The organism is Paraburkholderia sp. Cpub6, from assembly GCF_014201065.1.
Lineage (GTDB): Bacteria > Pseudomonadota > Gammaproteobacteria > Burkholderiales > Burkholderiaceae > Paraburkholderia > Paraburkholderia tuberum.
Window position 1 is genome coordinate 204934 of sequence record NZ_JACHDM010000001.1, and the last position, 24757, is coordinate 229690.

The following is a 24757-nucleotide window of genomic DNA, read 5'->3' on the forward strand; positions in this document are numbered from 1 at the left end:
GACGAAGCAACCGGTCTTTGGACTGCCTGCACTCGGTAAGGCACAGCGTAGAGAACCGGGTGCGCCGCTGTGTTACGCGCCCGGACGCCGCTATTACCAGCAATTACGTGTGGCTTTCACCGTAACACCCGGTAACCCTTCAGACCGTTTGGAAAACGAAATCCCTTTTGGCTGCGCGTTAAACTTCATTCCATGGCTACTCAAATCCTGGTCGTCGACGACGACGTCGAACTGCGCGATCTGTTGCGCGACTATCTCGCCCGTCAGGGCATCGAAGTTTCGGTGCTGCACGACGCGGGCTCGCTCGAACGGCGCCTCGAGCGCGAGCGCCCCGACCTCATCGTGCTGGACCTGATGATGCCCGGCGTGGACGGCCTCACCGCGCTGCGCAAGCTGCGTGCGTCGGGCGACGATATCCCCGTCATCATGCTGACCGCGCGTGCGGACGACGTCGATCGTATCGTCGGGCTCGAACTCGGCGCGGACGATTACCTCGGCAAACCGTTCAATCCGCGCGAACTGCTCGCGCGCGTGCAGGCGGTGCTGCGGCGGCGCCGCACGCTGCCGTCGGCGGCCGCGCCCGAGCAGCGCGAGCCGTTCAGCTTCGGCCGCTTCACGCTGGATTTCCAGTCGCGTACGCTGCATCTCGAAGACAAGCCGCTCGCGCTGTCGGGCAGCGAGTTCGCGCTGCTGAAGATTTTCGTCAATCACCCCATGCGCACGCTCACGCGCGAGCGCCTGCTGGAACTGCTGCACGGTCCCGAGTACGACGGCACCGACCGCGGCATCGACGTGCAGGTGTGGCGCCTGCGTCGCATTCTCGAAACCGATCCATCCACGCCGCGCTTCATCCAGACCGTGCGCGGCCGCGGTTACGTGTTCGTGCCGGACGGCGAGCAGCATGCGTCGGCCCATTGATTCGCTGTTCGGGCGGCTCGCGCTGCTCGTCGTCGCGGTGCTGTTGCTGTCGCATTTCGCGTGGTATGCGCTGATGCGACTCGAACGTTCGCAACTGCAAACGCGCTACGCGGTCGAGGAAGCGACCTTCCTCGTCGACGCGGTGCGTCAGCACGTCGCCCGCACACCGGATCAACCGCTGCCGTCGCGTGTGAAGCTGGTCGACCCGGCGAGCCCGGACGTGCCGGCGGCCAGCGCGAACATGCCGCCGCCGCTCGCGCGTTTCGTCGAGGACGTGCGCGACCGCATGCCGGCCGACACCCAGGTGCGCGTCGGTCCACCCGGCGCTCCGCCCATGCTATGGGTGCGCGCCGTGACCGATCAGAACTGGATCGTCGTGCCGGTGCAGCCGCTGCGCATGCCGCGCTCGCTCGACCGCACGGTCTTGTGGCTCGTCATCATTTTCTCGTTTGCGGTGATGGCGGCGCTGTTCGCTGCTTGGGCGCTACAGCGGCCGCTGCGCTTGCTCGCGCAGGCGGTGGCGCGCTTCGGTCGCGGGCTGCCGGTGCCGCCGGTGCCCGAGCGCGGGCCGCGCGAGTTGCGGCAACTCACCCATGGCTTCAATCAGATGGTGCAGGAAGTCGCGCGCACCGAGAACGATCGCGCGGTGATGCTTGCCGGTGTCGCGCATGACCTGAAGACGCCGCTCGCGCGTCTGCGGCTGCGCGCCGAAATGATGGACGACGCGAAGACGCGCGACGGCGTCGTGCGCGACGTCGATTCGATGACGCATATCGTCGAGCAGTTCCTGCTGTTCGCGCACGACGGCGCGGACCGCAGCGAACCCGTGGAAGTGGATGCGCAGTGCGAGCGTGTCGTGCGCAGCTATCGGGCGGTGGCCACCAGTGCGCCGACCGTGCACACGGAACTGAACGCCGGGCCGTCATTTCTGCTGCCGGCGGCCACGCTCGACCGGATTCTGTCGAATCTGATCGACAACGCGCATGCGTATGGGGCGCCGCCGGTGGTCGTCGCGACCGCGCGCACGCCGCAGAGCTTTACGCTATCAATTAGCGACAACGGCACGGGCATCGCCGCCCAGGACCTGATCAACGCGAGCCGGCCGTTCGTGCGGCTCGATCCGGCGCGAGGCGGCAACGGCCATAGCGGGCTGGGCCTTGCGATCGTCGAGCGGCTCGTGCGGCGCGCGGGCGGTGAATGGGAAATCGGCAATCATGGCGGCCGCGGTTTGCGGGTGTTGATGAGTTTTCCGTTCGACGTGCTGCCGCGGGTCGCGACCGCCTCGGAAAACGCCTGGTAGAAGCAGGGTGTTGGAGTCGCGATGCGCGCGCGAGGCGTCGGCATCGCGAGCGGCGAGAGCTCAGTCCGAAAACAGCGTATTCAACGCGTTCGCCGTTTCGCTATCGACGGTATTCCACGTCACCGATTCCGCCTCGAAAATATAGTGCGTCGTATATTTGCCGAGGCGCGCGAGTATTTCCTCCTGAATCAGTTCCGGCGCAACCTCCAGTTTCAGATACCACGCGGTCGACGACAGACGCGTCTGGAACGCGCCGTATTCGGCGAGCAGATGGTCGAAAGCATCAGCGTCGTGATCGCGACAGACGATCACCAGATTTCCCTTCATGCGAATCTCCCGTTAGTGCGGTAGTGACAATCCGATATCAGGATTGATGATACCTGCTTCGTTGCGGGAGGCTCGGCGTCGTTTTCAGCGCGGGGCAGGGTGTCGGCGTGGGTTGGCTGAGCGGAGAGGGCGATACCGTCGCGTGCTGAATATTTCGGCGAGCGTCAGGCATTCACCAGGCATTCACCGCGGTGCGCGTAGGCGGCGCCGTATCGTCGGGCGGCAGTGCTTCGGTGCGGTCGCGCCCGCCGGTCTTCGCCGCATACAGCGCGGTATCGGCGCGGCTCATGAGACGCTCGGGCAGATCGTCGGGCGACAGTTCGGTGATGCCGATGCTCACGCTCAGCCCCGCCGAGGCCGGCAGCTTCGGCGAGGGCACCGCTTTCAACCGCAGCCGCAGACGCTCGACGACTTCGCGCCCGCCCGTCAGATCGGTGGCCGGCAGCAGCAGGCCGAACTCTTCGCCGCCGAGCCGGCCGACCGCGTCGGAGCCACGCAGCTCGGCGCGACACGTATCGACGAAATGTTCGAGCGCGCGGTCGCCGGCGGCGTGGCCGAAGCGGTCGTTGATCTGCTTGAAGTGGTCGAGATCGGCGATCGCCATGCACAGCGGCTCGCGCCCCGCATGCGCGCGATCGATCTCGTGGCGTAGCAGGTCGAGGAAATAGCGCCGCGACAGCGCGCCGGTCAACGCATCGTGCCGCGCCTCCGCCGACAGCAGCGTATTGGCCGACTGCAACTGCTCGGCGAGATCGCGTGTCGCGCGATGGTGGCGCCGCTCGCGCACGTAGGACACGGTGATCACCCACGCGAGCGCGACGGTGCCGGCCAATGTCAGGAACACCAGCAGGTGGTCGCGCTTGTGGTTGCGCAGCAGTTCCGGCCACGCGGCGAGCGGATCGACCAGGTGCGCGGAGAGCCCCGAGTTCAGGCCGCCGCGGTTCTGATAGAGCGCCGGGGCCGGCTGTTCGATCATGCCGAACAGCTGCGCGGCGACCGACGCCGGCACCCACGGCGCCTGCTCACGCACTTGCGTGTCTTCGCGGATCAGCATGTCGGGGAACGTGTCCCGGCGGTAGATGATGCGCCGCTCGGCGGGGCTCATCAGCGTGACGCGCGAGTTCGGCAACGCGTGGCCTTCGAGCGCGCTGTTGTGCGCCATGATGATGACGCCGTTGTCGTCGGACACGAAGGTGCCCGCGTGCGCGACCCAGTGGCGCAACCGCGCGATGCCGACCTTCGCGACCACCGCGCCGACCAGCAGCCCGTCCGCGTACACCGGCGCGGCGATGAAGATGCCCGGCTCGCCGCTCGCGCGACCCACGCCGTAGGCTTCGGAGAATGCGCCGAGCAGCGCGTTGGTCAGATAGCCGCGCGCGCGCATGTCCACGCCGACGAACGATTGCTGGGCACCCTCGGGGTTCGACATCGTGCCGCTCGACGCAACACAGATGCCGTTCGCGTTGACGATCCAGACCTGATCGAGCCCGGAGAAGCCCTGCGCTTCGTGCAGGAACCTGCTGACCCCGGCCATCTTCGGATCCTTGAGCAAGGCGGTTCGCAAGGCGGGTTCCGCCGCCTCGCTGTTCACGGCATAATTCTGCGATTGCACGAGGGCACGCTGGACCACGTCCATTTCGGCCATGGTTGCGGGAATGGCGCGGGACATCGCGAGGTCGCTGGCAATCACTTCAGCCATGTTGTCGACGATCGACGTGGACATTTGCCGCTGCGTGTGCAACGCCGCGTCCAGCTCTTGCTGTACCATCCGGTCCGCGACCATGCCAGCCACGAACCAGCAGACGAGTACGATCAGCACGAAGCTGACCGGCCCGGCTACCTGGCGCAAGGTTGTCCTGTTCATCGACCCTCTGATCCGTCTGGCTGTGACATGCAACTTGCTCGTTCGTGGGCAGCGCGCTCTCAACGCTGTGTCGTTATCTGCATCAGCTGCGGTTTCGTCCCGTCGCGAGCGAGGTGCGCTGCGCCGTCGCCATGTCCGGGATGAACCGCTGATAAACAGGTACGCCGTTTCCCGATTTTAACCGTCGCGGAGCACGATGCCACCGTTATTGCTGGGATGCCGCCTGCATATGCCGCGCCGATCAGATTCTTAACGGCAGCCGCGCCGCTTTCTTGATAGCTGTGCGGGCCAATGAAGCGATCGAGCGACGACGGCCGGGGCGACGCGCCGATGTGGCTTGCGCGCCACGCCGCGAGACGGCCTCGCGACGTGTCACGCTGAAGCACGCGGCAGCAGAGTACAGTGCGGCGCGGCGACGCGTGCCGGGGCTTGCTGAAGCCTTACGCCACGGCCTCGCGAGGCCGTATCGCAATTTGCGGCGAAAGGTTGTGCCTGAAACATAGGATGGTGTAGTGTCGTGCCGTCCAAAACGAGGAAAGCCCGCCAGCCCTCGGGCGGCGCCCGCGGCGACAGGAGTTCGGCGTGATGGTGGTGGTCGTGGGCGACGCGTTCACGAAGCTGTCCATTGCCGGCCCATGTGTCTCCAACGCTAACGATTTACCACGCACGCGCGTTTTGCCATGCCTGATTTCCGCTTTCCGGACCGACCCATAGACCGCCGCGGAGCAGCCGCGGCCTCCTTCGAGCGTTCGAATGCCTGTTTGAAGAGGGAGGGCATCTGATGGATTTCAGCTTCAACCTGAACCGCACCGCCAATGCATCGGCATGGCGCGTGTTGCCCAACCGCTGGGACTTCGTCGCGTTCCCGCTGATCATCTGCCTGATCGCGATGGCGTCGATCGGCTTTCACGAGACGCTCGCGCCGATGTCGACGCTAAAGACGCAGGCGATCTCGCTCGATCCGGCCAACCTGCCCGAGTACGCGATGCGCACCACGCTGCGCATGCTCGCGGCGATGGTCGCGTCGCTGATCTTCACGCTGGTCTACGGGACGCTGGCCGCCAAGAGCCGCCGCGCCGGTCTCGTGCTGGTGCCGATCCTCGACATCCTGCAGTCGGTGCCGGTGCTCGGCTACATCTCGTTCACGGTGACGTTCTTCCTCGCGATGTTCCCGGGCCGCGTGCTCGGCGCCGAACTCGCCGCGATCTTCGCGATCTTCACGAGCCAGGCGTGGAACATGACGTTCAGCTTCTATCAGTCGCTGCGCACGGTGCCGCGCGACCTCGACGAAGTCTCGCGCGGCTTTCATCTGACTTCATGGCAGCGCTTCTGGAAACTCGAAGTGCCGTTCTCGATGCCCGGCCTGATCTGGAACATGATGATGTCGATGTCTGGCGGCTGGTTCTTCGTCGTGGCTTCCGAAGCGATCACGGTCGGCAATCATACAGTTACGCTGCCGGGCATCGGCGCCTACCTGGCGCAGGCGATCAGCGACAAGAACCTGCACGCGATCGGCTGGGTCATCCTCGCGATGACGGTCGTGATTCTCGCCTACGACCAGTTGCTGTTCCGTCCGCTCGTCGCGTGGGCGGACAAGTTCCGCATGGAGTTCACGAGTTCGGGCGATGCGCCGCAATCGTGGCTGCTCGACCTGATCCGCCGCACGCGGCTGATTCACCGGTTGCTCGTGCCGCTCGGCTGGATGTTCGCGCGCGCGGCTCGGGTGCGCTTCCAACTGCCGGCGTTCAGCGCGCCGCGCTTTCACATCCCGCAGCGCGAGAAGAACTCGAAGCTCGGCGACTTCATCTGGGCGGCGATCGTGCTGCTCGCCACGGTGTATGTGGTGTACCGCGTGTTCCTGTATGTACGGACCGGCGTGACGCTCGACGAGATCGGCCACGTGTTCGTGCTGGGCCTGATCACGCTCCTGCGCGTGGTCGTGCTGATCGCGATCGCTTCCGTGATCTGGGTGCCCGTTGGCGTGCTGATTGGCCTGCGCCCCGCGCTCGCGGAAAAGATGCAGCCACTCGCGCAGTTCCTCGCGGCGTTCCCGGCGAATTTGCTGTTCCCGGTATTCGTGATCGCGATCGTGCGCTTTCACCTGAATCCGGACATCTGGCTGTCGCCGCTGATCGTGCTCGGCACGCAGTGGTATATCCTGTTCAACGTGATTGCAGGTGCAAGCTCGTATCCGAACGACTACCGCGAGGCGGCCAAGAATTTCCACATTCGCGGCTGGCAGTGGTGGCGTCAGGCGATGCTGCCGGGCATTTTTCCGTACTACGTGACCGGTGCGATCACCGCGTCGGGCGGCGCGTGGAACGCGAGCATCGTTGCCGAGTTCGTGCAGTGGGGCGATACCAAGGTCGCCGCGCATGGCCTCGGCGCCTATATCGCGCAGACTACCGCGGCGGGCGACTATCCGAAGATCATCGTGGGCATCGCCGTGATGTCCCTGTTCGTGACCCTGTTCAACCGTCTGCTGTGGCGTCCGATGTACGCCTACGCCGAAGGCAAGCTCCGTCTAGATTGAGAAATGAAGGCTTAACGCGATGCAAAATCCTAAAGCTGCTATGACCGCCGCGCCGATCCAGACGCCGCCGAAGCCCCCGCGCCTCGGTGAGGAAATTCTGCGCGTGAAGGACGTGTGCCGCGGCTTCAACAAGACGCAGGGCGAACTGCTCGTCCTCGACGACGCGAATCTGTCGCTGCGCGAGGGCGAGATCGTCGGTCTGCTTGGCCGTTCGGGCTCGGGCAAGTCGACGCTGTTGCGCATCATCGCCGGTCTGATCGAGCCGACCGACGGCGAAGTCACGTACATGGGCAAGCCGCTCGCAGGTCCGGCCAAGGGTGTCGCGATGGTGTTCCAGACCTTCGCGCTGTTTCCGTGGCTGACCGTGCTGCAGAACGTGGAAGCCGGTCTCGAGGCGCAGGGCGTCGGTGCGTCGGAGCGGCGCACGCGCGCGCTCGCCGCGATCGACCTGATCGGCCTCGACGGCTTCGAAAACGCGTATCCCCGCGAGCTGTCGGGCGGTATGCGCCAGCGCGTCGGCTTTGCGCGCGCGCTCGTCGTCGATCCGACGCTGCTGCTGATGGACGAGCCGTTCTCCGCGCTCGACGTGCTGACCGCCGAAACGCTGCGTACCGACCTGCTCGATCTGTGGACGCAGGGGCGCATGCCGATCAAGGCGGTGCTGATCGTGACGCACAACATCGAGGAAGCGGTGTTCATGTGCGACCGCATTCTGGTGCTGTCGTCGAACCCGGGCCGCGTGATCGCCGAGATCAAGGTGCCGTTCAAGCATCCGCGCAACCGTCTGGACCCGGCATTTCGCCGCCTCGTCGACGAGATCTACGCGAAGATGACCGCGCGTCAGACCGACGAAAAGACCAAGAAGGGGCTGGAGCTCGGTAGCTGGCTGCCGCACGTGTCGACCAACCTGATGGCCGGTCTGATCGAAACGCTCGCCGCCGCGCCGTATCACGGCCGCGCGGACATGCCGGAAATCGCGCGCTCGCTGCATCTGGAGGTCGACGATCTGTTTCCGATCGCCGAAGTGCTGCAGCACCTCGGTTTCGCCGACGTGCGCGAGGGCGACATTTTCCTGACGCCGCCGGCGCGCGTGTTCTCCGAGTTCGGCACGCAGGAACGGAAGATGATGTTCGCCGAGCATCTGCTGCGGCACGTGCCGCTCGCGGCGCGGATCAAGAAGGTGTTGAACGAGCGGCCCGGACATCGCGCGCCGCGCGTGCGTTTCGAGCAGGAGCTCGAGGACTTCCTGTCGGACAGCGCGGCGGAAGAGACGCTCGACGCGGTCATCAACTGGGGCCGTTACGGCGAGATCTTTTCGTATAACGACCAGACCGAAATCTTCAGTCTGGAAGACGTGGAGTCTTAAGCCTGGGTTGCCGCGGAAACGACTGCGGTTCAGACAAAAAAGCGGCGAGGAAAACCTCGCCGCTTTTATTGCAGATTGCCCCAGCGTGTAACCGCCGGCTCGGCCGTGGCCCACTTCCAACCCTTGTCCTGCTGGCACGCGCTCGCGGTGAACCACCTCTCGGGCGCATTCGGGCCGTCGCCGTCCTGCACCGAGAACACGAAATCCTTGCACAGCGCGAGCGCCGAGCTGAACGCGCGGGTCACGCGCACCTCGCCGTGGCCGTTTTCGATCGGCAAGGTGTGCTTGACCGACCACGGTTTCGCTTCGCCGACCGGCATCGTGCCGACCAGCGCCGCCATCAGATCCTGCTGATCCTTGTGCATGCTGCGCATGTAGCGCGCGACCGCTTCGTCGGTCGCGGCCTGCACGGCCACGCCGACGCCGAGCGCGACGGCCGGATTGCTGGTCACGAGGCCCGACGCGACACCCGCCGCCGCGCCGCTCGCCGCGCCGATCGACGCGCAGCCGCTCGCCAGCAGGCTCGCGCCGACGCATAGCGCGGCGGCCGCGATGAGCCGCATCCGATCACCCATCGGAACGCCAAGCGAACGCAATTTCATTGCAGCGCACCCCAGCGCTCGGTGGCGGGTTCGGCCGATGCCCAACGCCAGTCCTTACCATCACGGCAAACCGATGCGATGTAGAACGCGCTGCTCGCGGGCTTGTCGCGCGTTGCGTTTTGATCGACGGAAAAGACGATTTCCTTGCAGTCGAGCGGGCCGGTGCTGATCAGACGGCTGACGGTCACGCGGCCGTGTTCGTCGTCTTCGATTGGGAAAGAGTGGGTGATGCTCCACGGGGCGACCGTGCCGACCTCGAGCGGACCGGCCGCCTGCGCGATGCTGTTCTGCGTATTCGTGTGAACCACGCGCTCCGAGTACTGCACACCGGCGCGCGCGGCGGCGACCGCGCCAAGACCGATACCGGTCGCGACCGCCGCATTGCTGGTGACCTTGTTGGCGACCGCGGCGCCCGCGACACCGGCGCCCGCGACCGCGCCTTCCGTGTACAACGAACTGCAGCCGCTCAATGCCGACGAAACCGCCAGCGCCAGCGCGATCAGCGCTGTTACGTGGGGGCGTTCGCCAGCGACAACGGACTTCGCGTTGACAGCCCACACCATGTTCTTTTGCATTTCTCCCGTCCCCGCCCGTACAGGTGCCTGCGTTCACGCTTCGCGCGTGTAAACGAAGGACACGTCGTTCATTACGCAGCCGCATTGTGCAGGATGCGTTTTGTAATTGGCAGCGAAAAAATGCAAGAAATTGCAAAACATCGTGCGCTGCGATGTTTTCTGTCGCATGGGCGGGCTTACCTGGCTCTGCCAGGTATTGGGGACATCAGGTGAATTTGCCGTCGGCGTGAGACGTTGAGCAGGTGAATTCGGTGCCGCGAAACGCGCGGCGAAAGGATCATGACGAATAGCGCAACAGCTGGCCGCCGCCATCGGCGGACGGCTCGCGTTGCACCGTGCCTATGAGTCGGCTTCGTCTTCCCCGCTTTCGTCGCCGTATGCGCTCAGCCGGTTGTACAGCGTTTTGAGGCTCACGCCGAGCGCTTTGGCAGCGCGTCGCTTGTCGCCGCCGCAGTACTTGAGGGTGCCGAGAATGATCTGCTTCTGCGCATCGGCGAGCGGCGTGCCGATCCACACGCTCATCGCGTCGCCTTGCGTGACCGCTTTCTTGACTCGCGACGCAAGATGCGGATGCGGCAATTCAACCGTCTTTTCCGCGAGAATGAACGCGCGATATACGGCGTTCTTCAACTCGCGCACGTTGCCCGGCCACGACCATGAACGCAGCGTTTCGATCGAGCGTTTGCTGAAGCTCTTGTTGGTGCCTTCCTGCTGATTCAATTGCGCGAGGAAGTGTTGCGCGAGCAGCTCGCGATCGTTTTCGCGCTCGCGCAGCGGCGGCGCGCGCAGCGGAAATACCGCGAGCCGGTACATCAGATCCTCGCGCAAGCCGTTTTCCTTGACGGCTACCGCGGGGTCGCGATTGGTCGCGGCGATCACGCGCACGTTGCCGCTGATCAACTCGTTGCCGCCGACGCGATAGAACGTGCCGGTTTCGAGCGCGCGCAGCAGCTTGACCTGGCGCACCGGCGCCATTTCGGTGATTTCGTCCAGAAACAGCGTGCCGCCGTTCGCATGTTCGAAGTAGCCGACGCGGCCCTGGACCGCACCGGTGAAGCTGCCTTTTTCGTGGCCGAACAGTTCGGCTTCGATCAGCTCGTCGGGAATCGCGCCGCAATTCACGGCGACGAACGCGCCGTCCTTGCGGCCGCTGCGCTCGTGGATGGTGCGGGCGATCAGTTCCTTGCCGGTGCCCGATTCGCCGATGATCAGCGCGGTCGCGTCGGTATCGGCGACGCGTTCGATCTGTTCGTACAGATCGAGCATTACCGGTGACGAGCCGTACAGCAGCCCGTACGATTTCAGTCCCGCGACGGCGTCCGCGACGCGCTGCTTCGCTTGTGGCGAAGCATTGCCACCGGCTGACACGGTGCGCGAGTCCAGATCGATTGACGCCATAAAAAGGGAAGTCCTGTGCAAATGGAGTTCGTGTTGCGGCGCGCAGGCCTTGAATGCGATAGACCATACAGCCACTATCTCATAAAAGACGATTTAACCACTTCGACACTGATTCCGGCAATCGAACTGGGAGCCGCTGAAATAGCCGTGCGCGCAATCGGTCGAAAGTGCGCGAGATTGGCTTTATCAGCGCGTTGGAGCGGTAAATATACCGGGCACATGCATTGCCTCATTGACCGTTTGATCGAGTCGTGCGAGGTTTGACGGCTACGTCGCAGCGCCGCCGGCCAGCGCAAACCGGCGAGCCGCATCGTGCGCCCGAAGCCCGAACTGTTGCACCGGTCGACGCACCGATTCCGCGGCAACGCACGAACGCCGAATCAGACGAGGAGTGAACGATGACTGACACCACACAACAACTTGCACTCGGCGGACAGAAGATCGTCGAGGATCTTCGGGTGCTGCTGAGGGACTCGGAGGAAATGCTGCGGCTCGCCGCCAACGTGCCGGGCGAAGGCGTCGACGTCTTGCGCGGCCGGCTCGGCACGCACGTGGAAACGCTGCAATCGGCGCTCGGCGATGCGCAACGCAACGTGCATCGCCGGTATCGCGGGGCGGCGGTCAGCGCCGAGCACTATGTGCGCCATAACCCGTGGCGCTCGCTCGCGCTCGCGGCGGGCACCGGTTTTCTGCTCGGCGTGCTGGTCGCGCGTTAGACGCGGCGCAGCGAGCGGCGCTCGCATCGGCTCGCCGGAAGGCATGGCGCACGCTTGGCACGGCTGCATTCATCCGCATCACGATCCAAGGAGTTCATGATGACACGACCCACAATTGGTTTTTTTGGCGCATTGATGGCAATCGGCGGCTTCCTGGCGGTTCGCTACGTGCAACACAAGCGCACGGGCCAGGTCTCACCGGCGCGCGAGCTGAGCCGCTGGGAAAACGAGGGCGGCGCGGTGGCGGCGCCGGCGACTTTGTCGACCGAGCTGGCGCCCGCCTCGCACAGCGGCAACGGCTCGGGGCAGGTCAACGGCGAACACCGCGCATGGCCGTTTCCGCGCGGCTGACGCGGTTCGCTCGAATGCAACGGGGCCTGCGGCCGGCGCCTGGAACGGGATTGTTAAATGAATCTTATAAAGCCGTATAATAGGTAAATAGGCAACAATGACACGGAAGTTGGCGCGAATTTGGCCGTCATTGTTGCAATTTTTAATCAAATTGTCGGCGGAACGGAACGCAGTCGATTCCGCGTCATGCAGCCGACCGGACCCAGCCGCATGCCCATTGGCATGTTCCGCATATTTTCTGACCCACGCTTGCAGGCTTTCGAAACGCGATGCCACATGTACTCATTGTCGATGACGACGCAGGTACCCGCGAGGCACTTTCCGCCGTCATCGGGGAAGACGGGCTGACCACCGCCACCGCGGGCGATCTGCGCGAAGCGCGTATTCAACTGATCCGGCAGATGCCGGACGTCGTTTTCACCGACCTGAAGCTGCCCGACGGCAGCGGGGTCGATCTGTTCGAAGATCTCGATCCGCGCTCCGGCGTCGAAGTGATCGTGATCACCGGCCACGCGACGGTCGAGTCGGCGGTCAGCGCACTGAAAATGGGCGCGGCCGACTACCTCGTGAAGCCGATCAACATGCAGCGCGTGAAGTCGATCCTGTCGCGCCTGCCGCGCGCCGGCGACCTGAAGGCCGAAATCGGCACGCTGCGCGGCGAGTTGCGCCGCATGGGCCGCTTCGGTCTGATGCTCGGCAATTCACCGGCGATGCAGGAGGTCTACGACCAGATCAGCCGCGTCGCGCCGACGGCGGCCTCGGTGATGCTCGTCGGCGAATCGGGCACCGGCAAGGAAGTTGCCGCGCAGACGCTGCACGAGCTGAGCCTGCGCCGCAAGCACGCGTTCCTCGCGGTCAACTGCGGCGCAATTTCGCCGAATCTGATCGAATCGGAAATGTTCGGCCACGAGCGCGGTTCGTTCACCGGCGCGGACCGGCAGCACAAGGGCTATTTCGAGCGCGCGAACGGCGGCACGCTGTTCCTCGACGAAATCACCGAGATGCCGATCGAGTTGCAGGTAAAGCTGCTGCGCGTGCTCGAGACCGGCATGTTCATGCGCGTCGGCACGACCAAGGAAATCGAAACCGACGTGCGTCTGATCGCGGCCACCAATCGCGATCCCGAGCAGGCGGTGCTCGAAGGCAAGCTGCGGCTCGATCTGTACCACCGGCTGAACGTGTTTCCGATCAGCCTGCCGCCGCTGCGCGAGCGCGGCAAGGACGTCGAGCTGCTCGCGCAATCGTTCCTCGATGAACTCAACGAGCGTCACGGCACGAAGAAGCATTTCCCTGTCGCGGTGAAGGACATGCTGCTGTCGTATCCGTGGCCGGGCAATGTGCGCGAGCTGAAGAACTACGTGCAGCGCGCGCACATCATGTCGAGCGGGGATTCGGATAGCACGGCGACGGTGCCGTTGCAAATCACGCTGTCGAAGCCCGCGGCCGGCACCGCGATCACGATCCCGTTCGGCACCTCGCTCGCGGAAGCCGACCGTCAGTTGATTCTTGCGACGCTCGAGCAATGCGGCGGCGTGAAGACACGCGCCGCGGAAATTCTCGGCATCAGCCTGAAGACGCTGTACAACCGGCTCGTCGAGTACGGCAACGATGCGCGCGACGACGGCGATCCCACCGACGAATCACGCGCACTCGGCGGCGCGGACGCCTGATCCGCGCCTCGTTCGCACGTCATCCGCGTCACCCAGTATCCGCCCGCCCGGGCTTCCGGGCGGGCACCCGAACGGCACGAGCCTTGCTGCGCTCCGGTGGAACGCAAAACGAGGTCACCGACATGCCGCACCTGCCGCCGCACCTGTCGCATTACGCTGCCGTTTCCGCGCCGTCCAGGCCGTTGCACGCTCATCGGCCCGAACCGGTCGAGCCGCCCACTGCACCTCCCATCGCGCCGCCGGACCCGGCCGAACCCGACACGATCCCCGGCCCGACACCCGATCCGATCGAACCCGTCGAACCGGTCACGCCGCCGATCGGCGATCCGCCGCCGCAGCCAACGCAAACGCCTCAGGCCGCCGACCGTCTGTCGGGACCGCGGCAATGTTGATACGCCCGTCGATGTCGGCGCCCTGTCGCGCACTCGATGGAACCACATCCCGCACTGCAAGGCGTCATGCCCTGGGTCGGTGCAGAGCATTGCTGTACTTGTTACAAAGCCGGCGCATGTTTTACCGGCAATTTACGGTTTCGCCCCCTAGACTGTAGGGATGCCGCGACAAGCGGCAGGCTTCCCCCGGAGGCACGATCATGAGACACCCCGCATTGCGACGTTCCGCGCGGCACTCCAAGCGCGGGCCACGGCCGGCCGAGGTCGAGACTGAGCCGGTGGTGTCGCCGGACCCGGCCGCGCAGAATCGGATCGCCCCGCATACGCCGCCGGACGGCGAGCACAACCAGGGCGGGGTGCGTCAGGAAGGCCTCGAATACCAGCGCGATCTGGGCTCGGAGCAGGATGCCTGAGGCAGCGTAGCACCCGGGCGGGGGTATCCCGGCGACCGGGATACCGGTAAGAAAGACCTCCGCATTCGTCGGATTTAACAGAAAAATTTTCTTCGCCATCCGTGATGATTGCGGGGATTCGCGCGTTTGTCACATTTTCATACAACTTTATTTCTGATATCTCATATATCGGCACGATGATTGCGTGCACCGTTTTGGCGCAATTCCGCATACAACGAAACAATGGAGCACTAATGAGCAGATTGATCGTGGTATCGAATCGTGTCGCACCGATTCAGGAAGCGCGTCCGGCAGCGGGCGGGCTCGCGATCGGCGTACTGGACGCACTGAAGGAGACCGGCGGCGTCTGGTTCGGCTGGAGCGGCGAAACGGTCAGCGAGCCATCCGCGCCCGTGATCGAGAAGCAGGGCAACGTCACCTACGCGACTGTGGGCCTCACCAAGCGCGATTACGACGAGTACTACCGCGGTTTTTCGAACACCACGTTGTGGCCGACCTTCCACTATCGCAACGACCTGTCCCGCTACGACCGCGAGGACTACGCGGGCTACCAGCGCGTCAACGCGACGCTCGCGAAGCAGCTCAAGGAACTGCTCAAGCCCAGCGACATCATCTGGGTGCACGACTACCATCTGCTGCCGTTCGCGCGCTGCCTGCGCGAGCTCGGCGTGAAGAACCCGATCGGCTTTTTCCTGCACATTCCGTTTCCGGTGCCCGAAGTGTTGCGCACGATTCCGCCGCATGAAGAACTCGTCAAGGCGATGTGCAGCTACGACGTGATCGGCTTTCAGACCGAGGCGGATCGCCAGTCGTTCGTCGACTATATCGAGCGCGGTCACCATGGCACGTCGAGTGAAGACGGCATGGTGCACGCGTACAACCGCTTCCTGAAGGTCGGCGCGTACCCGATCGGCATCTATCCCGACGCGATCGCGAAGGCCGCCGAGCAGTTCACCGACCGCAAGGCGGTGCGCAGCCTGCGCGACGGCATGCGCGGGCGCAAGCTGATCATGAGCGTCGACCGGCTCGATTATTCGAAGGGGCTGGTCGAGCGCTTCCAGGCATTCGAGCGGCTGTTGCAGAACGCGCCCGGCTGGCACGGCCGCGTGTCGCTCGTGCAGATCGCGCCGCCGACCCGCGCCGACGTGCAGACCTATCAGCGCATCCGGCATACGCTCGAAGGCGAGGCGGGCCGCATCAACGGCCGGTTCGCGCAGCTCGACTGGACGCCGATCCAGTATCTGAACCGCAAGTACGAGCGCAATCTGCTGATGGCGCTGTTCCGCCAGTCGCAGGTCGGCTATGTGACGCCGCTGCGCGACGGCATGAATCTGGTGGCCAAGGAGTACGTCGCGTCGCAGGATCCGGCCGATCCGGGCGTGCTCGTGCTGTCGCAATTCGCGGGCGCGGCCGAGCAGCTGCCGGGCGCGCTGGTCGTCAATCCGTTCGATCTGTCGCAGATGGCCGAAGCGCTCGAGCGCGCATTAGCGATGCCGCTCGCCGAACGTCAGGCGCGTCATGCGGACATGATGGAGCCGATGCGCGAGAGCAACCTGTCGGTGTGGCGTGATACGTTGCTCGATGATCTGCGCCACGTCGCGACCGCGTCTTCGGTGACGGCCAAAGCGGTAAAGCTCGCTGACGTGACGGCATCACCCTGAGCCGACAGGCGCGGCCCGCGCGGGCGGGCGGCGCGTGTGTGCCGCTCACGTCGTGCATGGAGTGACAGGGAAGATCAAGGCGAAAAGGCGTGCATCGCCTCGTGCGATGCGCGCCTTTTATCGTGCATGTCTTGCGCGCGTAACGGTCACAGCCCTCAGGCCGGCTGCGCCGCCTTCTGCATGACCCGCATCGTGCTGACGACCGCCGCGAGCGCCGAGAACCCCGCGGCCACATACAGCGCGATGATCGTCCCGCTCTGCGGCGCGACGCCGAAGATCAGCGCGACCAGCGCCGCGCCGAGCGTTTGCCCGGTCAGGCGCGCGGTGCCGAGCATGCCGCTCGCGCCGCCGCTGCGTTCGCGCGGCGCGGACGACAGCATCGTGCGATTGTTCGGCGACTGAAAGATGCCGAAGCCCGCGCCGCACAGCGCCATGCGCCACGAAATCTGCAGCGCGTCCGGGTGAGGCCCGAGCGTCGCGAGCAGCAGCAGGCCGACCGTCATCGCGGCGAGCCCGACGCCGCCGAGCCAGCCGGCCGATATCCTGTCCGACAGCACGCCGGCAATGGGCGCCGCGATGATGATGATCGCGGGCCACGGCGTCATCAAAAGACCCGTTTCGACCTGCGACATGCCGAGCGTTTCCTGCAGCAGGAACGGCAGCGACACGAACGCGAGCATCTGCGCGCAGAACGAGCAGACCGACGTGCCGACCGACAGCGCGAACACCGGAATCCGCAGCAGGTCGATCGGCAGCAGCGGGGCGGGCCGCGTCAGCTGGCGACGCACGAAGAAGTAGCCGATGACCAGCGCTCCGAGCGCCTCGAGCGTCACGTAGCCGAAACGCTCGCCGTGGCCGAGGCCATCGACCGCGAAAATCAGCAGACCGAACACGAACGCGTTCATCACCGCGCTCAGATAGTCATACGGGGATTCGTGGCCGGGGTTCATCGGCAGCGCCTTGAAGCCGCCGACGATCGCCGCGATTCCGATCGGCACGTTGATCGCGAACAGCCACGGCCAGGTCGCGATCGCGAGCACGCCCGAGGCGACCGTCGGCCCGACCGCCGACGACACCGCCACCACCATCGCGTTGATCGAGACGCCGCGCCCGAGCTGGTTAGGCGGATAGATCATGCGCACGATCGCGGTGTTCACGCTCATGATGCCGGCCGCGCCGAAGCCCTGGACCACTCGCGCGAGCGCGAGCGTCGCCAGCGAGTTCGACAGCGCGCAACCGAACGACGCGACCGTGAACAGGATCAGGCCCGACAGATAAATGCGCCGGTAGCCGATGCGGTCGCCGAGCGACGCGAGCGGCAGCAGCGAGATCGTGATCGCGAGCTGATACGCGTTGACGACCCAGATCGACGCGGCGGCGCTCGCATTGAGGTTGCGCGCGATCGTCGGCAGCGCGACGTTGGCGATCGCGCTGTCGAGCACCGCGAGCGTCAGCGAGAGCGCGATGACGAGCATCGCCCAGTAGCGTTGTGGAACCGGTAGGCCCAGTTCCTTGCCTTCGAAGCGGGAAGTGGAGGGCGTCGAGCCGTCCGTGCGCGGGGAGGGTGCGTGCATCGATTGTTTGATTTGTCGGAGATGTTGGCGCGCCTGTGCGCGGCTCACGCGCTGGCCGCTGCGGGCGTATCGGTCGGCGCGGCGCCGGCGTTACCGGGCGCCGGCGCCGCGCGTGCGTTATTTGAGTTCGTAAAGGCCCGTGTGGGTCGTCGAATCGATTTCGTTCAGGTGCGTCATGAAGCGCGCGACCGCGTTGGTGGTTTCCGCGCTGACCGGCAGATGCGGCACTTTCAGCGCATGCAGCCGGAAGATATAGCGATGCGTGCGATCGCCGCGCGGCGGCGCGGCGCCGCCGAAGCCGACCGTCCCATAGTCGTTGCGCACCTGCATCGCGCCCTGCGGCAGCAGCGAGCCGTCGGCCTTGCCGGCGTTGCGCGGCAGCGAGCGCGCGTCGGCCGGAATGTTCACGACGACCCAATGCCAGAAGCCGCTGCCGGTCGGCGCGTCGGGATCGTGAACGGTGAGCGCGAAGCTTTGCGTGTCCGCAGGCGGCGCTTCCCATTGCAGCGACGGCGAGATGTTTTCGCCGTCGCCGCCGAACGCCTTGTCGTTGTACTCGTGGGCTCTCGGCATGAAGCCGTTGGTGGGAAAATCGTCGGACCAGAGACGGAAGTCAGCCATGATGTGCCTCCCTTGTTGATTGGTTCTGGGATCGTCGGAGTTCGCGATGTCGCGGCGGGCGAGGCGCATCTCGTGGCATGCCGAAGCGCGTGAGGACGTGCCGCGAAAGCGCCTGGAAGCACCCGGAAAACGCCGCCGAAGCATGCCTCGAAGGCATCTCGAAAGCGCGCCGGGTGAGCCTTTCGAGTGTAGCACCAGCGGCGCGAGACTCGCGCGAGCCGGGCAGGTCGCGCGCGGTTTTCAGCCGCGTTCCTCGAACTCCGGCGCGTCGCTTCTGATCCACGCGACGAGCCGCTCGATCACGCCCGCGATATCGCGATTCGCGCCCCGCAAAGCGCATTCCCACACGACCGCGACGCGCCAGCCGCTCGCGAGCAGCGCGGCGCGCACCTTGTCGTCGTTGCTGCGATTGCGGCCGATCTTGTCGCGCCAGAAGTCGGGCCGCGTCTGTGGCCATTTGAACAGATGACAGTCGTGGCCATGCCAGAAGCAGCCATGCACGAGCACCACCGCGCGATAGCGGGGCAGCACGATGTCGGGGCGGCCGGGCAGATCGCGCGCGTCGAGCCGGAAGCGCAGGCCCCGCCGATGCAGCAGGCTGCGGATCAGGATCTCCGGCTTGGTGTTGCGGCCGCGAATGCCGGACATCATCCGGCTGCGCGTCGCGCTATCGACGATATCGACCATCGTCAGCGGGCCAACGGGTCGCGCGGCCGCTCACGCGTAGAGCGGCAGGGAGTGTTTCGACGCATCGCGGGTCGGGTGGGCAAGCAGGGTTTGCACATGCGGCAGCATGATACGCGCCACTTCGCGCATCACCGGCATCACGACGCTATTGCCGAACTGCCGGTAGGCCTGCGTATCGCTGACCGGAATCCTGAAGGTGTCGGGAAAGCCCATCAGTCGCGCGCATTCGCGCGGCGTCAGGCGACGCGGGCGCAGCGCCTCGCCCTGATAGACGAGAATTTCGGAGCCGTCCTTGTGATAGCGCGCCGACAGCGTGCGCGTCACGCTGTCCGGATAGGCGATGCCGAAACCGAAGCCGTTGCCCGCCGCACGATGCTTGGCCGCGTAGTTTTGCAGATACGCCCACAGCTTCGGGGTGAGCGTGTACTTCGGCTGCACGCGGCGCGCGGCGTGGTCGAAGAAGCGCTCGTGGTCCCACGGCAGCACCGGTTCCGTGCCGTCCGTGCGATGCAGGATCGCGCCGAGCCGAGGACCCTGTTCGGGCAGGCGCAGGTCGTCCCATGTGAACCCGGTCTTGCCGCGAAAGCCCACCATGATGATGCGCTCGCGATGCTGAGGCGTGAAATGCTGGCCATCGATCACGCGGTAGTGCACCTCGTAGCCGAGCTCGTCGCGCAGCGTTTGCAGGATCACGTCGAAGGTGCGGCCCTTGTCGTGCGACAGCAGGTTCTTTACGTTTTCGAGCAGGAACGCGGCGGGGCGCTTCGCGGCGATGATGCGCGCGACGTCGAAAAACAGCGTGCCCTGGGTCGTGCATTCGAAGCCGTGCGGCCGGCCAAGCGCGTTTTTCTTGCTGACGCCGGCGATCGAAAACGGCTGGCACGGAAAGCCGCCGAGCAGCACGTCGTGGCTCGGCACGTCCTCGGCGGGAAACGTGACGATGTCGCCGATCAGCGCGTGCGCGCCGCCGCTCGCGGAGTTGTCGCCGTGGTTCTCGCGATAAGTCCGCGTCGAGAACTCGTTCCACTCGCTGGTGAACACGCATTCGCCGCCGTGCGCCTCGAAGCCCATGCGAATGCCGCCGATACCCGCGAACAGATCGATGAAGCGGAAGCGCGCCGCGTCGCCCGCGTGTTGCGCCTCACGCGCGCCTTGCCGCAGCAGATCGCGCAACGCGGGTTCCAGCATCGCGGGACAAGGCGTTTCACCTTTTTCCCAGCGACGCACCGTCTTGATGTCCTTGCCGACATGGGCTGCGATTTCGCGTTGGGTAAAACGGGCGCGCGCCTGCTTGAGCAGGTCGAAGGGGGCGGCGAGGGTCACGTGGCGTCCTTGCTGGGAATTTTTGCGGACATTATGACCTAAGGTCGTCCCCTTTCCCTATTGTCGGCGCCGATTGATCAGGAATTTTTCGCGATACGTCGCGCCGCTGCGTTTGTTTGCGGCGAAACATGCCTGTGACGAATGCGGATATACGCCTGTCCCGTGACGCTGGCTTCCGGCGTTGCGACGCGTATTGGCGGCCGCGACCTCGTGCCCGGCCGCTTTTTTTGCGGCGCGCAAGACGAGTGGCGTGCCGGCTTGGCGCCACGCGTGCGGGTGCAGCGGGTGGGGCGGATGCGGACGCGGTCAGGCCGACTTCACCTTCTTCACCGGGTCAGCCCGCTCGAATCGCGAGGTCGGCGCGGGCGCGAAGCGTTCCCATTCGGGCAGCGGCGTCGAGGCCAGCCGATCGAGTTGCAGCAGCAGGCTGTCGACTTTGTCCAATTGGGCGGTAGAAAGCTGGCCGCTGTCGACCAGCGCGGTCAGTCGTTTGCGCCAATAGGTGGCTGGCAGGATCGGACCGCCGAAATCGCCGCGCAGCGATACGTGCATCACCCGCGCAATGTGCGCGATGTCGTGGTCGATCAACGCAGCTTGCGATGATCCCGAAATCGTAGTCTCCGTGCGGTCCATGACTCCTCCCTGAGCGCATTTACGGCGGTGCGCGGCGAGACTTTAGGCCTTTGCATAAAAAATTTGCCCGATCGCGCGTCGGCGTTCGTCGGTGCCGCGGCCCGGCGCGCGGAGCAGCTCCCGGGAACAGCCGTTGCTGCTTCCCACACACCGGCGGAATACCGCGCCGGCATTTCCGTCGACTACGCATATGGGAGCCGAGCATGAACAAGGATCAAGTGAAGGGCGTTGGCGAGCAGGTCAAGGGCAAGGTCAACGAGGCCGTCGGCAAGGCCACGAACGACCCTGCAAAGGAACTCAAGGGCGACCTGCAGCAGGGCGCCGGCAAGGTGCAGAAGGCCTATGGCGATGCGAAGGAAGACGCCAAGGACGATGCAAAGCGCGGTCGTCACTGAACCCGTTCGGTGCAGGTTGCCGTAACGGCGGAGGCGTCGCGATCGTCGCGGCGCCTTTGTTTTTTGTACGGCGCAGGTCGGACACGACGCGTCCGATTTCACCAGTTGGGTCACGGCTGACGTTGGCGCGGCGGCCGGCCTGGGAGTAACCCGTGATCGCGATGATCGGCATTCCGCGCGCGCTGCGAGCCCTTTAGACTTGGCGCAATCCCATCAGGAGGTCGCGCCAATGACACCCGAAAAGATACTTTCGATGTTCGAACGGCAGTATTTGGAAGGCAAGGCGCCGCCCGATCTCGAAGCGACCTGCGCGAACTTCGCGACGTGGCTCGCGGCCGCGTGGGAACTGCTCGACAGCACCGAAAAGACGCTGCTGCTGACGGTCGGCGCGGCGCTGTGGCGCGAGGGCTTCAACGTGCGCGCGGGTACGGCGACGAAGGACTTGTGGTGAACCGCCGATTGCGAACGGCGCTGTTGCCGCAGCGTTTGTAGGGTCTTCGCGCGGCCTCGCACGCGTTGTGTCGAGTCGGTTTATATTGGGCGGTCTTGCAATTTCTGTCCCATAGGGCGACCCGAACCCATGACCGATTTATCCGCTTTCGCGATCACGAAGAAATGGCCGGCCGAGCATCCGGACCGGATTCAGCTCTATTCGCTGCCGACGCCCAATGGCGTAAAAATCTCGATCATGCTCGAGGAAACCGGCTTGCCGTACGAGCCACATCTGGTGCGCTTCGATACCAACGATCAGATGACGCCGGCGTTTCTGTCGTTGAACCCGAACAACAAGATTCCGGCGATCCTCGATCCGAACGGTCCCGACGGCAAACCGCTGCCGCTGTTCGAATCGGGCGCGATCCTGATTTATCTCGCCGACAAAAGCGGCCGGCTGATCCCGCGGGACGCCGCCGGGCGCTACGAGACGATCCAGTGGGTGATGTTCCAGATGGGCGGCATCGGTCCGATGTTCGGCCAGGTCGGCTTCTTCCACAAATTCGCCGGCAGGGAGTACGAGGACAAGCGTCCGCGCGATCGCTACATCGCCGAATCGAAGCGGCTGCTCGGCGTGCTGGAGCAGCGCCTGGAAGGACGCACATGGGTGATGGGCGATCAGTATTCGATCGCCGATATCGCGATCTTCCCGTGGGTGCGCAATCTGGTCGGCTTCTATGAGGCGGGAGAACTGGTCGGCATTCAGGACTTCCCGAACGTGCGGCGCGTGCTGGCGGCGTTCGTCGAGCGTCCGGCGGTGGTGCGCGGCCTGAATATTCCGCAGCGGCCGGCTTGATGGCCTGTTGCGCGCGCTCGCCGCGCTGGGCGTCGTCGCGTTTCATACCGACGGCATCGTTGCCGCGCATGGCTGGCTCGTCCATGTTTTTCCGCGCGTGAGCGCCTGGCATGCGCTGTCGTCGTTTCTGGTGCTTCGACGGTTTTTCGTGTCCTTGAAATTAATACCGCTGAGCGCGTATAACCTTTGAGGTGAGTAAAGTTCTTACCGGCTTATCGGGCGAGAATCGCGCGACAGCGCTGTGACGCGACCGGACGAAAAGGTGAAGCAATGAGCGCCGTTACATTGTTCGCGTGGTCCGTTCCGGCGTATTTCCAGGATTCCGTGGTCGACCATACATGGGTGACGACCTACGACAGCCGCGTGAAGATTTACCCAGCGCTGGCGGACGTCCTGATCGCGGGCGAGCACTATTGGTACAGCTGGGGCAGCTTCCACGCCCGAGGTGGGACGCCGGTCAGTGCGGATGGTTTTTTGGCTTCCGGCGCGGCAAATCTGCTTTATGCTAGTTGTCTATGTAAGCCCGATGTGGACTCGAACATCGATCCGGCCGCTCGTGGAACGATATTCAGCTATGGTCGCGATGGTGTATGCCATCAGCTGTCAAACCAGATTCTTTGGGCGACCGGCAGCGGTGGAGCGGCTCCAGCTACCGTCCGCATGTCCAGGGGCTACTGGTTGAGCATCGCGATCTTCGGAACATACGGTAAGCAGCATGCTGCATGGGCGAGCAAGAAGATTCAGTGCTCGACACCAAGCGGGAGTGACGCGATGAAGCCAGGACATCAGGAATCCGATGTCGACGATTTTCAGGAGCATCTTCAGGCGACTTTGAAGGGTCCCGACGCGGATGCGAAAATCAAGTCGTTGATGAATCATCGACGCGCATTTATGGTGCGGGTCGAGCGTTTGCAACATGCCCCGCAGGGCGGCGATGTTCCGTCCGCCTCGGAGCTGAACCAGGCCTATTCGTCTTTTCTCCACGACGCTGCTGACATTCTGGGTCCCGAGGACTTCGAGCGAGTTTTTGGTGAACGCCCAAAGGATCAGATGAACGTCGTCGATCCGTCGATATACGAGCAAAGTGTCCGTCGGCCGATGCAAAAATAATGGAGCCGCTGGACTGGCGTCGTCTCAAACGCGTTTCGCGATCACCGTCGTCGAACTCGCAATGTCGAGATTCTTTTTTGCGCTTAGCTGCTTCACAAACGATCGATCCAGCAACGTCGGCGGTCCTTGCAGAATTTCTTCGACCGTGAGCGCCTTGAATTCCTTCAGCGCATTCTCGTCGAGACCATCGGCCCATTCGCTCATGATCCAGTAAATCGACCAGATGGCCGTTGTCGATTCCGGTACGTACACACGTTCGACATTGATCGTAGATCCGAAGAGGTTGAGAATCCCCTCGGCTGTCATGTTGTAGTAGTGATGCGGGTAGCCGTGAGTGGGTTGAGTGAGCGGAACCACCACGACCAGATCGCCTCCCGGCTTCAGCACGCGAAGAATCTCTTTGGCGGCAGTGAATGGGTCCTTCACATGTTCGAGGACATTCAACGACAGAAGGCCATCGAACGATGCATCTTTGAATGGCAGAACTTCGCCGACACCTCGCACATCGGTGGATGGATAGTTGGTGATGTCGAAATTGATCACGTTTTCGTAGATCGCGGGACGGCTGCCGGCCCCACAATCCAGAATAATCCCCGACGGATGGCGCTCGATCATACTCAGTGCATCCTGATCGTACAGATTGCTTCCGGCCAGGTCCGAGTCGTAAATGTCGAACTGGGAGCGCAGATCGGGCGACAAAAAATCGAAAAATTTTCCGTCGTCACTAAATGGCATATCAGTGCGAAGGACAGACGCTATTCTTTTTCTTCGTTCCTGCCTGGATTGGGCCGCCACCTGTGCATCTTGCCTGCGATGACTTTCGGCGCTTCCGAAAACTTCGAAATGCGATCTTCCCGATCGTAATGCGCCGAGCCTGACAGCCTCAGCGACGTCCGGATTTGCGGCGAGATAGGCCTGCTCACAAAAATTCAACGCGGTAACGCATTCAAGCGCTTGATCCATGTCGGTCCTCGGAAACGTTTCGAAGTCGGCTCGCAGATTATAGCGATCCGAGATTTCCGGGAGCGCCTGATTTTCCG

The 24757-nt window shown here is 64.2% G+C and carries 25 protein-coding genes; 14 read left to right on the top strand and 11 right to left on the bottom strand.

Annotated elements, in window-relative coordinates; translation table 11 throughout:
• Nucleotides 1-192 precede the first annotated feature (192 nt).
• The gene (locus HDG33_RS00945) at nucleotides 193-918 is read left to right on the top strand and encodes a response regulator (protein ID WP_090803560.1); all 726 of its coding nucleotides are present in this window, start codon (nucleotides 193-195) and stop codon (nucleotides 916-918) included.
• Nucleotides 902-2218: an ATP-binding protein gene (locus HDG33_RS00950; RefSeq protein WP_184021348.1), complete on the top strand. Its 1317-nt coding sequence runs from the start codon at nucleotides 902-904 to the stop codon at nucleotides 2216-2218. Before HDG33_RS00945 ends, HDG33_RS00950 begins: the two co-directional genes overlap by 17 nt.
• A 60-nt stretch (nucleotides 2219-2278) precedes the next feature.
• Here the strand turns inward: HDG33_RS00950 and HDG33_RS00955 are convergent, their stop codons facing one another.
• Together HDG33_RS00955 and HDG33_RS00960 are read right to left on the bottom strand one after the other, a co-directional pair.
• Nucleotides 2279-2545, bottom strand: a complete 267-nt coding sequence (locus HDG33_RS00955) for a hypothetical protein (protein ID WP_018419782.1) — start codon at nucleotides 2543-2545, stop codon at nucleotides 2279-2281.
• 172 nt (nucleotides 2546-2717) lie between these two features.
• On the bottom strand, nucleotides 2718-4409 hold the full coding sequence (locus tag HDG33_RS00960; protein WP_184021373.1) for a sensor domain-containing diguanylate cyclase: 1692 nt from the start codon (nucleotides 4407-4409) through the stop codon (nucleotides 2718-2720).
• 781 nt (nucleotides 4410-5190) lie between these two features.
• On the opposite strand from HDG33_RS00960, the gene HDG33_RS00965 reads away from it, so the two are divergent.
• Together HDG33_RS00965 and HDG33_RS00970 are read left to right on the top strand one after the other, a co-directional pair.
• Nucleotides 5191-6942 (top strand): ABC transporter permease subunit, encoded by a 1752-nt coding sequence (locus HDG33_RS00965; RefSeq protein WP_184021376.1) that lies wholly within the window; start codon nucleotides 5191-5193, stop codon nucleotides 6940-6942.
• A 19-nt stretch (nucleotides 6943-6961) separates the two neighbouring features.
• Complete coding sequence (locus tag HDG33_RS00970; RefSeq protein WP_026225663.1) at nucleotides 6962-8308, top strand: AAA-associated domain-containing protein; 1347 nt, start codon at nucleotides 6962-6964, stop codon at nucleotides 8306-8308.
• A 65-nt stretch (nucleotides 8309-8373) separates the two neighbouring features.
• Here HDG33_RS00970 and HDG33_RS00975 read toward each other — a convergent pair whose 3' ends face one another.
• The 3 genes from HDG33_RS00975 to HDG33_RS00985 form a co-directional block, all read right to left on the bottom strand.
• Nucleotides 8374-8910, bottom strand: coding sequence for a hypothetical protein (locus HDG33_RS00975; RefSeq protein ID WP_184021390.1), 537 nt, complete (start codon nucleotides 8908-8910; stop codon nucleotides 8374-8376).
• Nucleotides 8907-9485 (bottom strand): hypothetical protein, encoded by a 579-nt coding sequence (locus tag HDG33_RS00980; RefSeq protein ID WP_184021399.1) that lies wholly within the window; start codon nucleotides 9483-9485, stop codon nucleotides 8907-8909. Before HDG33_RS00980 ends, HDG33_RS00975 begins: the two co-directional genes overlap by 4 nt.
• 339 nt (nucleotides 9486-9824) lie before the next feature.
• Nucleotides 9825-10883: a sigma-54-dependent Fis family transcriptional regulator gene (locus HDG33_RS00985; protein ID WP_184021402.1), complete on the bottom strand. Its 1059-nt coding sequence runs from the start codon at nucleotides 10881-10883 to the stop codon at nucleotides 9825-9827.
• 398 nt (nucleotides 10884-11281) lie between these two features.
• Between HDG33_RS00985 and HDG33_RS00990 the strand changes: the two genes are divergently transcribed.
• From HDG33_RS00990 to otsA, 6 genes are all read left to right on the top strand, one after another.
• Nucleotides 11282-11599, top strand: a complete 318-nt coding sequence (locus tag HDG33_RS00990) for a YqjD family protein (protein ID WP_184021405.1) — start codon at nucleotides 11282-11284, stop codon at nucleotides 11597-11599.
• A 99-nt stretch (nucleotides 11600-11698) separates the two neighbouring features.
• Nucleotides 11699-11950: a hypothetical protein gene (locus HDG33_RS00995; RefSeq protein ID WP_184021408.1), complete on the top strand. Its 252-nt coding sequence runs from the start codon at nucleotides 11699-11701 to the stop codon at nucleotides 11948-11950.
• 269 nt (nucleotides 11951-12219) lie between these two features.
• Nucleotides 12220-13620 (top strand): sigma-54 dependent transcriptional regulator, encoded by a 1401-nt coding sequence (locus tag HDG33_RS01000; protein ID WP_090803573.1) that lies wholly within the window; start codon nucleotides 12220-12222, stop codon nucleotides 13618-13620.
• 122 nt (nucleotides 13621-13742) lie between these two features.
• Nucleotides 13743-14012: a hypothetical protein gene (locus HDG33_RS01005; RefSeq protein WP_184021410.1), complete on the top strand. Its 270-nt coding sequence runs from the start codon at nucleotides 13743-13745 to the stop codon at nucleotides 14010-14012.
• Nucleotides 14013-14212: 200 nt separating this feature from the next.
• Complete coding sequence (locus tag HDG33_RS01010) at nucleotides 14213-14425, top strand: hypothetical protein (protein WP_026225665.1); 213 nt, start codon at nucleotides 14213-14215, stop codon at nucleotides 14423-14425.
• A 233-nt stretch (nucleotides 14426-14658) separates the two neighbouring features.
• Entirely contained in the window at nucleotides 14659-16086 is a 1428-nt protein-coding gene (gene otsA, locus HDG33_RS01015; protein WP_184021412.1) for an alpha,alpha-trehalose-phosphate synthase (UDP-forming), read from the top strand.
• A 155-nt stretch (nucleotides 16087-16241) separates the two neighbouring features.
• Here otsA and HDG33_RS01020 read toward each other — a convergent pair whose 3' ends face one another.
• The 5 genes from HDG33_RS01020 to HDG33_RS01040 all read right to left on the bottom strand — a co-directional run bounded on the left by HDG33_RS01020 (nucleotide 16242) and on the right by HDG33_RS01040 (nucleotide 20924).
• Complete coding sequence (locus tag HDG33_RS01020; RefSeq protein WP_184021414.1) at nucleotides 16242-17660, bottom strand: MFS transporter; 1419 nt, start codon at nucleotides 17658-17660, stop codon at nucleotides 16242-16244.
• Nucleotides 17661-17777: 117 nt separating this feature from the next.
• A complete protein-coding gene (locus HDG33_RS01025) occupies nucleotides 17778-18281 on the bottom strand; it encodes a YbhB/YbcL family Raf kinase inhibitor-like protein (RefSeq protein WP_018419796.1) in 504 nt (167 codons plus the stop codon).
• 240 nt (nucleotides 18282-18521) lie between these two features.
• Nucleotides 18522-18968 carry a very short patch repair endonuclease gene (locus tag HDG33_RS01030; RefSeq protein WP_184021416.1) on the bottom strand — a complete coding sequence of 149 codons (447 nt, stop codon included), beginning with the start codon at nucleotides 18966-18968 and terminating at the stop codon, nucleotides 18522-18524.
• A 30-nt stretch (nucleotides 18969-18998) separates the two neighbouring features.
• Nucleotides 18999-20291, bottom strand: coding sequence for a DNA (cytosine-5-)-methyltransferase (gene dcm, locus HDG33_RS01035; protein ID WP_184021418.1), 1293 nt, complete (start codon nucleotides 20289-20291; stop codon nucleotides 18999-19001).
• A 306-nt stretch (nucleotides 20292-20597) separates the two neighbouring features.
• On the bottom strand, nucleotides 20598-20924 hold the full coding sequence (locus HDG33_RS01040; RefSeq protein WP_184021422.1) for a hypothetical protein: 327 nt from the start codon (nucleotides 20922-20924) through the stop codon (nucleotides 20598-20600).
• 203 nt (nucleotides 20925-21127) lie between these two features.
• On the opposite strand from HDG33_RS01040, the gene HDG33_RS01045 reads away from it, so the two are divergent.
• The 4 genes from HDG33_RS01045 to HDG33_RS01060 all read left to right on the top strand — a co-directional run bounded on the left by HDG33_RS01045 (nucleotide 21128) and on the right by HDG33_RS01060 (nucleotide 23717).
• Complete coding sequence (locus tag HDG33_RS01045) at nucleotides 21128-21319, top strand: CsbD family protein (RefSeq protein ID WP_184021428.1); 192 nt, start codon at nucleotides 21128-21130, stop codon at nucleotides 21317-21319.
• A 229-nt stretch (nucleotides 21320-21548) separates the two neighbouring features.
• Nucleotides 21549-21770 carry a hypothetical protein gene (locus tag HDG33_RS01050; RefSeq protein WP_184021431.1) on the top strand — a complete coding sequence of 74 codons (222 nt, stop codon included), beginning with the start codon at nucleotides 21549-21551 and terminating at the stop codon, nucleotides 21768-21770.
• Between the two features lie 129 nt (nucleotides 21771-21899).
• Nucleotides 21900-22607, top strand: coding sequence for a glutathione binding-like protein (locus tag HDG33_RS01055; RefSeq protein WP_184021434.1), 708 nt, complete (start codon nucleotides 21900-21902; stop codon nucleotides 22605-22607).
• Between the two features lie 270 nt (nucleotides 22608-22877).
• Nucleotides 22878-23717 (top strand): hypothetical protein, encoded by an 840-nt coding sequence (locus HDG33_RS01060; RefSeq protein ID WP_184021437.1) that lies wholly within the window; start codon nucleotides 22878-22880, stop codon nucleotides 23715-23717.
• A gap of 24 nt (nucleotides 23718-23741) precedes the next feature.
• Here HDG33_RS01060 and HDG33_RS01065 read toward each other — a convergent pair whose 3' ends face one another.
• Complete coding sequence (locus HDG33_RS01065) at nucleotides 23742-24680, bottom strand: class I SAM-dependent methyltransferase (protein ID WP_184021442.1); 939 nt, start codon at nucleotides 24678-24680, stop codon at nucleotides 23742-23744.
• Nucleotides 24681-24757 lie beyond the last annotated feature (77 nt).

What these genes read in the sequence shown, in the direction of transcription:
- HDG33_RS00950 (WP_184021348.1), top strand. Translation starts at nt 902, where the DNA reads ATGCGTCGGCCCATTGATTCGCTGTTCGGGCGGCTCGCGCTGCTCGTC.
- HDG33_RS01030 (WP_184021416.1), bottom strand. Translation starts at nt 18,968, where the DNA reads ATGGTCGATATCGTCGATAGCGCGACGCGCAGCCGGATGATGTCCGGC.
- HDG33_RS01005 (WP_184021410.1), top strand. Translation starts at nt 13,743, where the DNA reads ATGCCGCACCTGCCGCCGCACCTGTCGCATTACGCTGCCGTTTCCGCG.
- HDG33_RS01045 (WP_184021428.1), top strand. Translation starts at nt 21,128, where the DNA reads ATGAACAAGGATCAAGTGAAGGGCGTTGGCGAGCAGGTCAAGGGCAAG.
- HDG33_RS00975 (WP_184021390.1), bottom strand. Translation starts at nt 8,910, where the DNA reads ATGAAATTGCGTTCGCTTGGCGTTCCGATGGGTGATCGGATGCGGCTC.
- HDG33_RS01060 (WP_184021437.1), top strand. Translation starts at nt 22,878, where the DNA reads ATGAGCGCCGTTACATTGTTCGCGTGGTCCGTTCCGGCGTATTTCCAG.
- HDG33_RS00965 (WP_184021376.1), top strand. Translation starts at nt 5,191, where the DNA reads ATGGATTTCAGCTTCAACCTGAACCGCACCGCCAATGCATCGGCATGG.
- HDG33_RS01010 (WP_026225665.1), top strand. Translation starts at nt 14,213, where the DNA reads ATGAGACACCCCGCATTGCGACGTTCCGCGCGGCACTCCAAGCGCGGG.
- HDG33_RS00990 (WP_184021405.1), top strand. Translation starts at nt 11,282, where the DNA reads ATGACTGACACCACACAACAACTTGCACTCGGCGGACAGAAGATCGTC.
- HDG33_RS00980 (WP_184021399.1), bottom strand. Translation starts at nt 9,485, where the DNA reads ATGCAAAAGAACATGGTGTGGGCTGTCAACGCGAAGTCCGTTGTCGCT.
- HDG33_RS01000 (WP_090803573.1), top strand. Translation starts at nt 12,220, where the DNA reads ATGCCACATGTACTCATTGTCGATGACGACGCAGGTACCCGCGAGGCA.
- HDG33_RS01050 (WP_184021431.1), top strand. Translation starts at nt 21,549, where the DNA reads ATGACACCCGAAAAGATACTTTCGATGTTCGAACGGCAGTATTTGGAA.
- HDG33_RS00955 (WP_018419782.1), bottom strand. Translation starts at nt 2,545, where the DNA reads ATGAAGGGAAATCTGGTGATCGTCTGTCGCGATCACGACGCTGATGCT.
- HDG33_RS00970 (WP_026225663.1), top strand. Translation starts at nt 6,962, where the DNA reads ATGCAAAATCCTAAAGCTGCTATGACCGCCGCGCCGATCCAGACGCCG.
- HDG33_RS01025 (WP_018419796.1), bottom strand. Translation starts at nt 18,281, where the DNA reads ATGGCTGACTTCCGTCTCTGGTCCGACGATTTTCCCACCAACGGCTTC.
- HDG33_RS01040 (WP_184021422.1), bottom strand. Translation starts at nt 20,924, where the DNA reads ATGGACCGCACGGAGACTACGATTTCGGGATCATCGCAAGCTGCGTTG.
- HDG33_RS01020 (WP_184021414.1), bottom strand. Translation starts at nt 17,660, where the DNA reads ATGCACGCACCCTCCCCGCGCACGGACGGCTCGACGCCCTCCACTTCC.
- HDG33_RS01065 (WP_184021442.1), bottom strand. Translation starts at nt 24,680, where the DNA reads ATGGATCAAGCGCTTGAATGCGTTACCGCGTTGAATTTTTGTGAGCAG.
- HDG33_RS00960 (WP_184021373.1), bottom strand. Translation starts at nt 4,409, where the DNA reads ATGAACAGGACAACCTTGCGCCAGGTAGCCGGGCCGGTCAGCTTCGTG.
- otsA (WP_184021412.1), top strand. Translation starts at nt 14,659, where the DNA reads ATGAGCAGATTGATCGTGGTATCGAATCGTGTCGCACCGATTCAGGAA.
- HDG33_RS01055 (WP_184021434.1), top strand. Translation starts at nt 21,900, where the DNA reads ATGACCGATTTATCCGCTTTCGCGATCACGAAGAAATGGCCGGCCGAG.
- HDG33_RS00945 (WP_090803560.1), top strand. Translation starts at nt 193, where the DNA reads ATGGCTACTCAAATCCTGGTCGTCGACGACGACGTCGAACTGCGCGAT.
- HDG33_RS00995 (WP_184021408.1), top strand. Translation starts at nt 11,699, where the DNA reads ATGACACGACCCACAATTGGTTTTTTTGGCGCATTGATGGCAATCGGC.
- HDG33_RS00985 (WP_184021402.1), bottom strand. Translation starts at nt 10,883, where the DNA reads ATGGCGTCAATCGATCTGGACTCGCGCACCGTGTCAGCCGGTGGCAAT.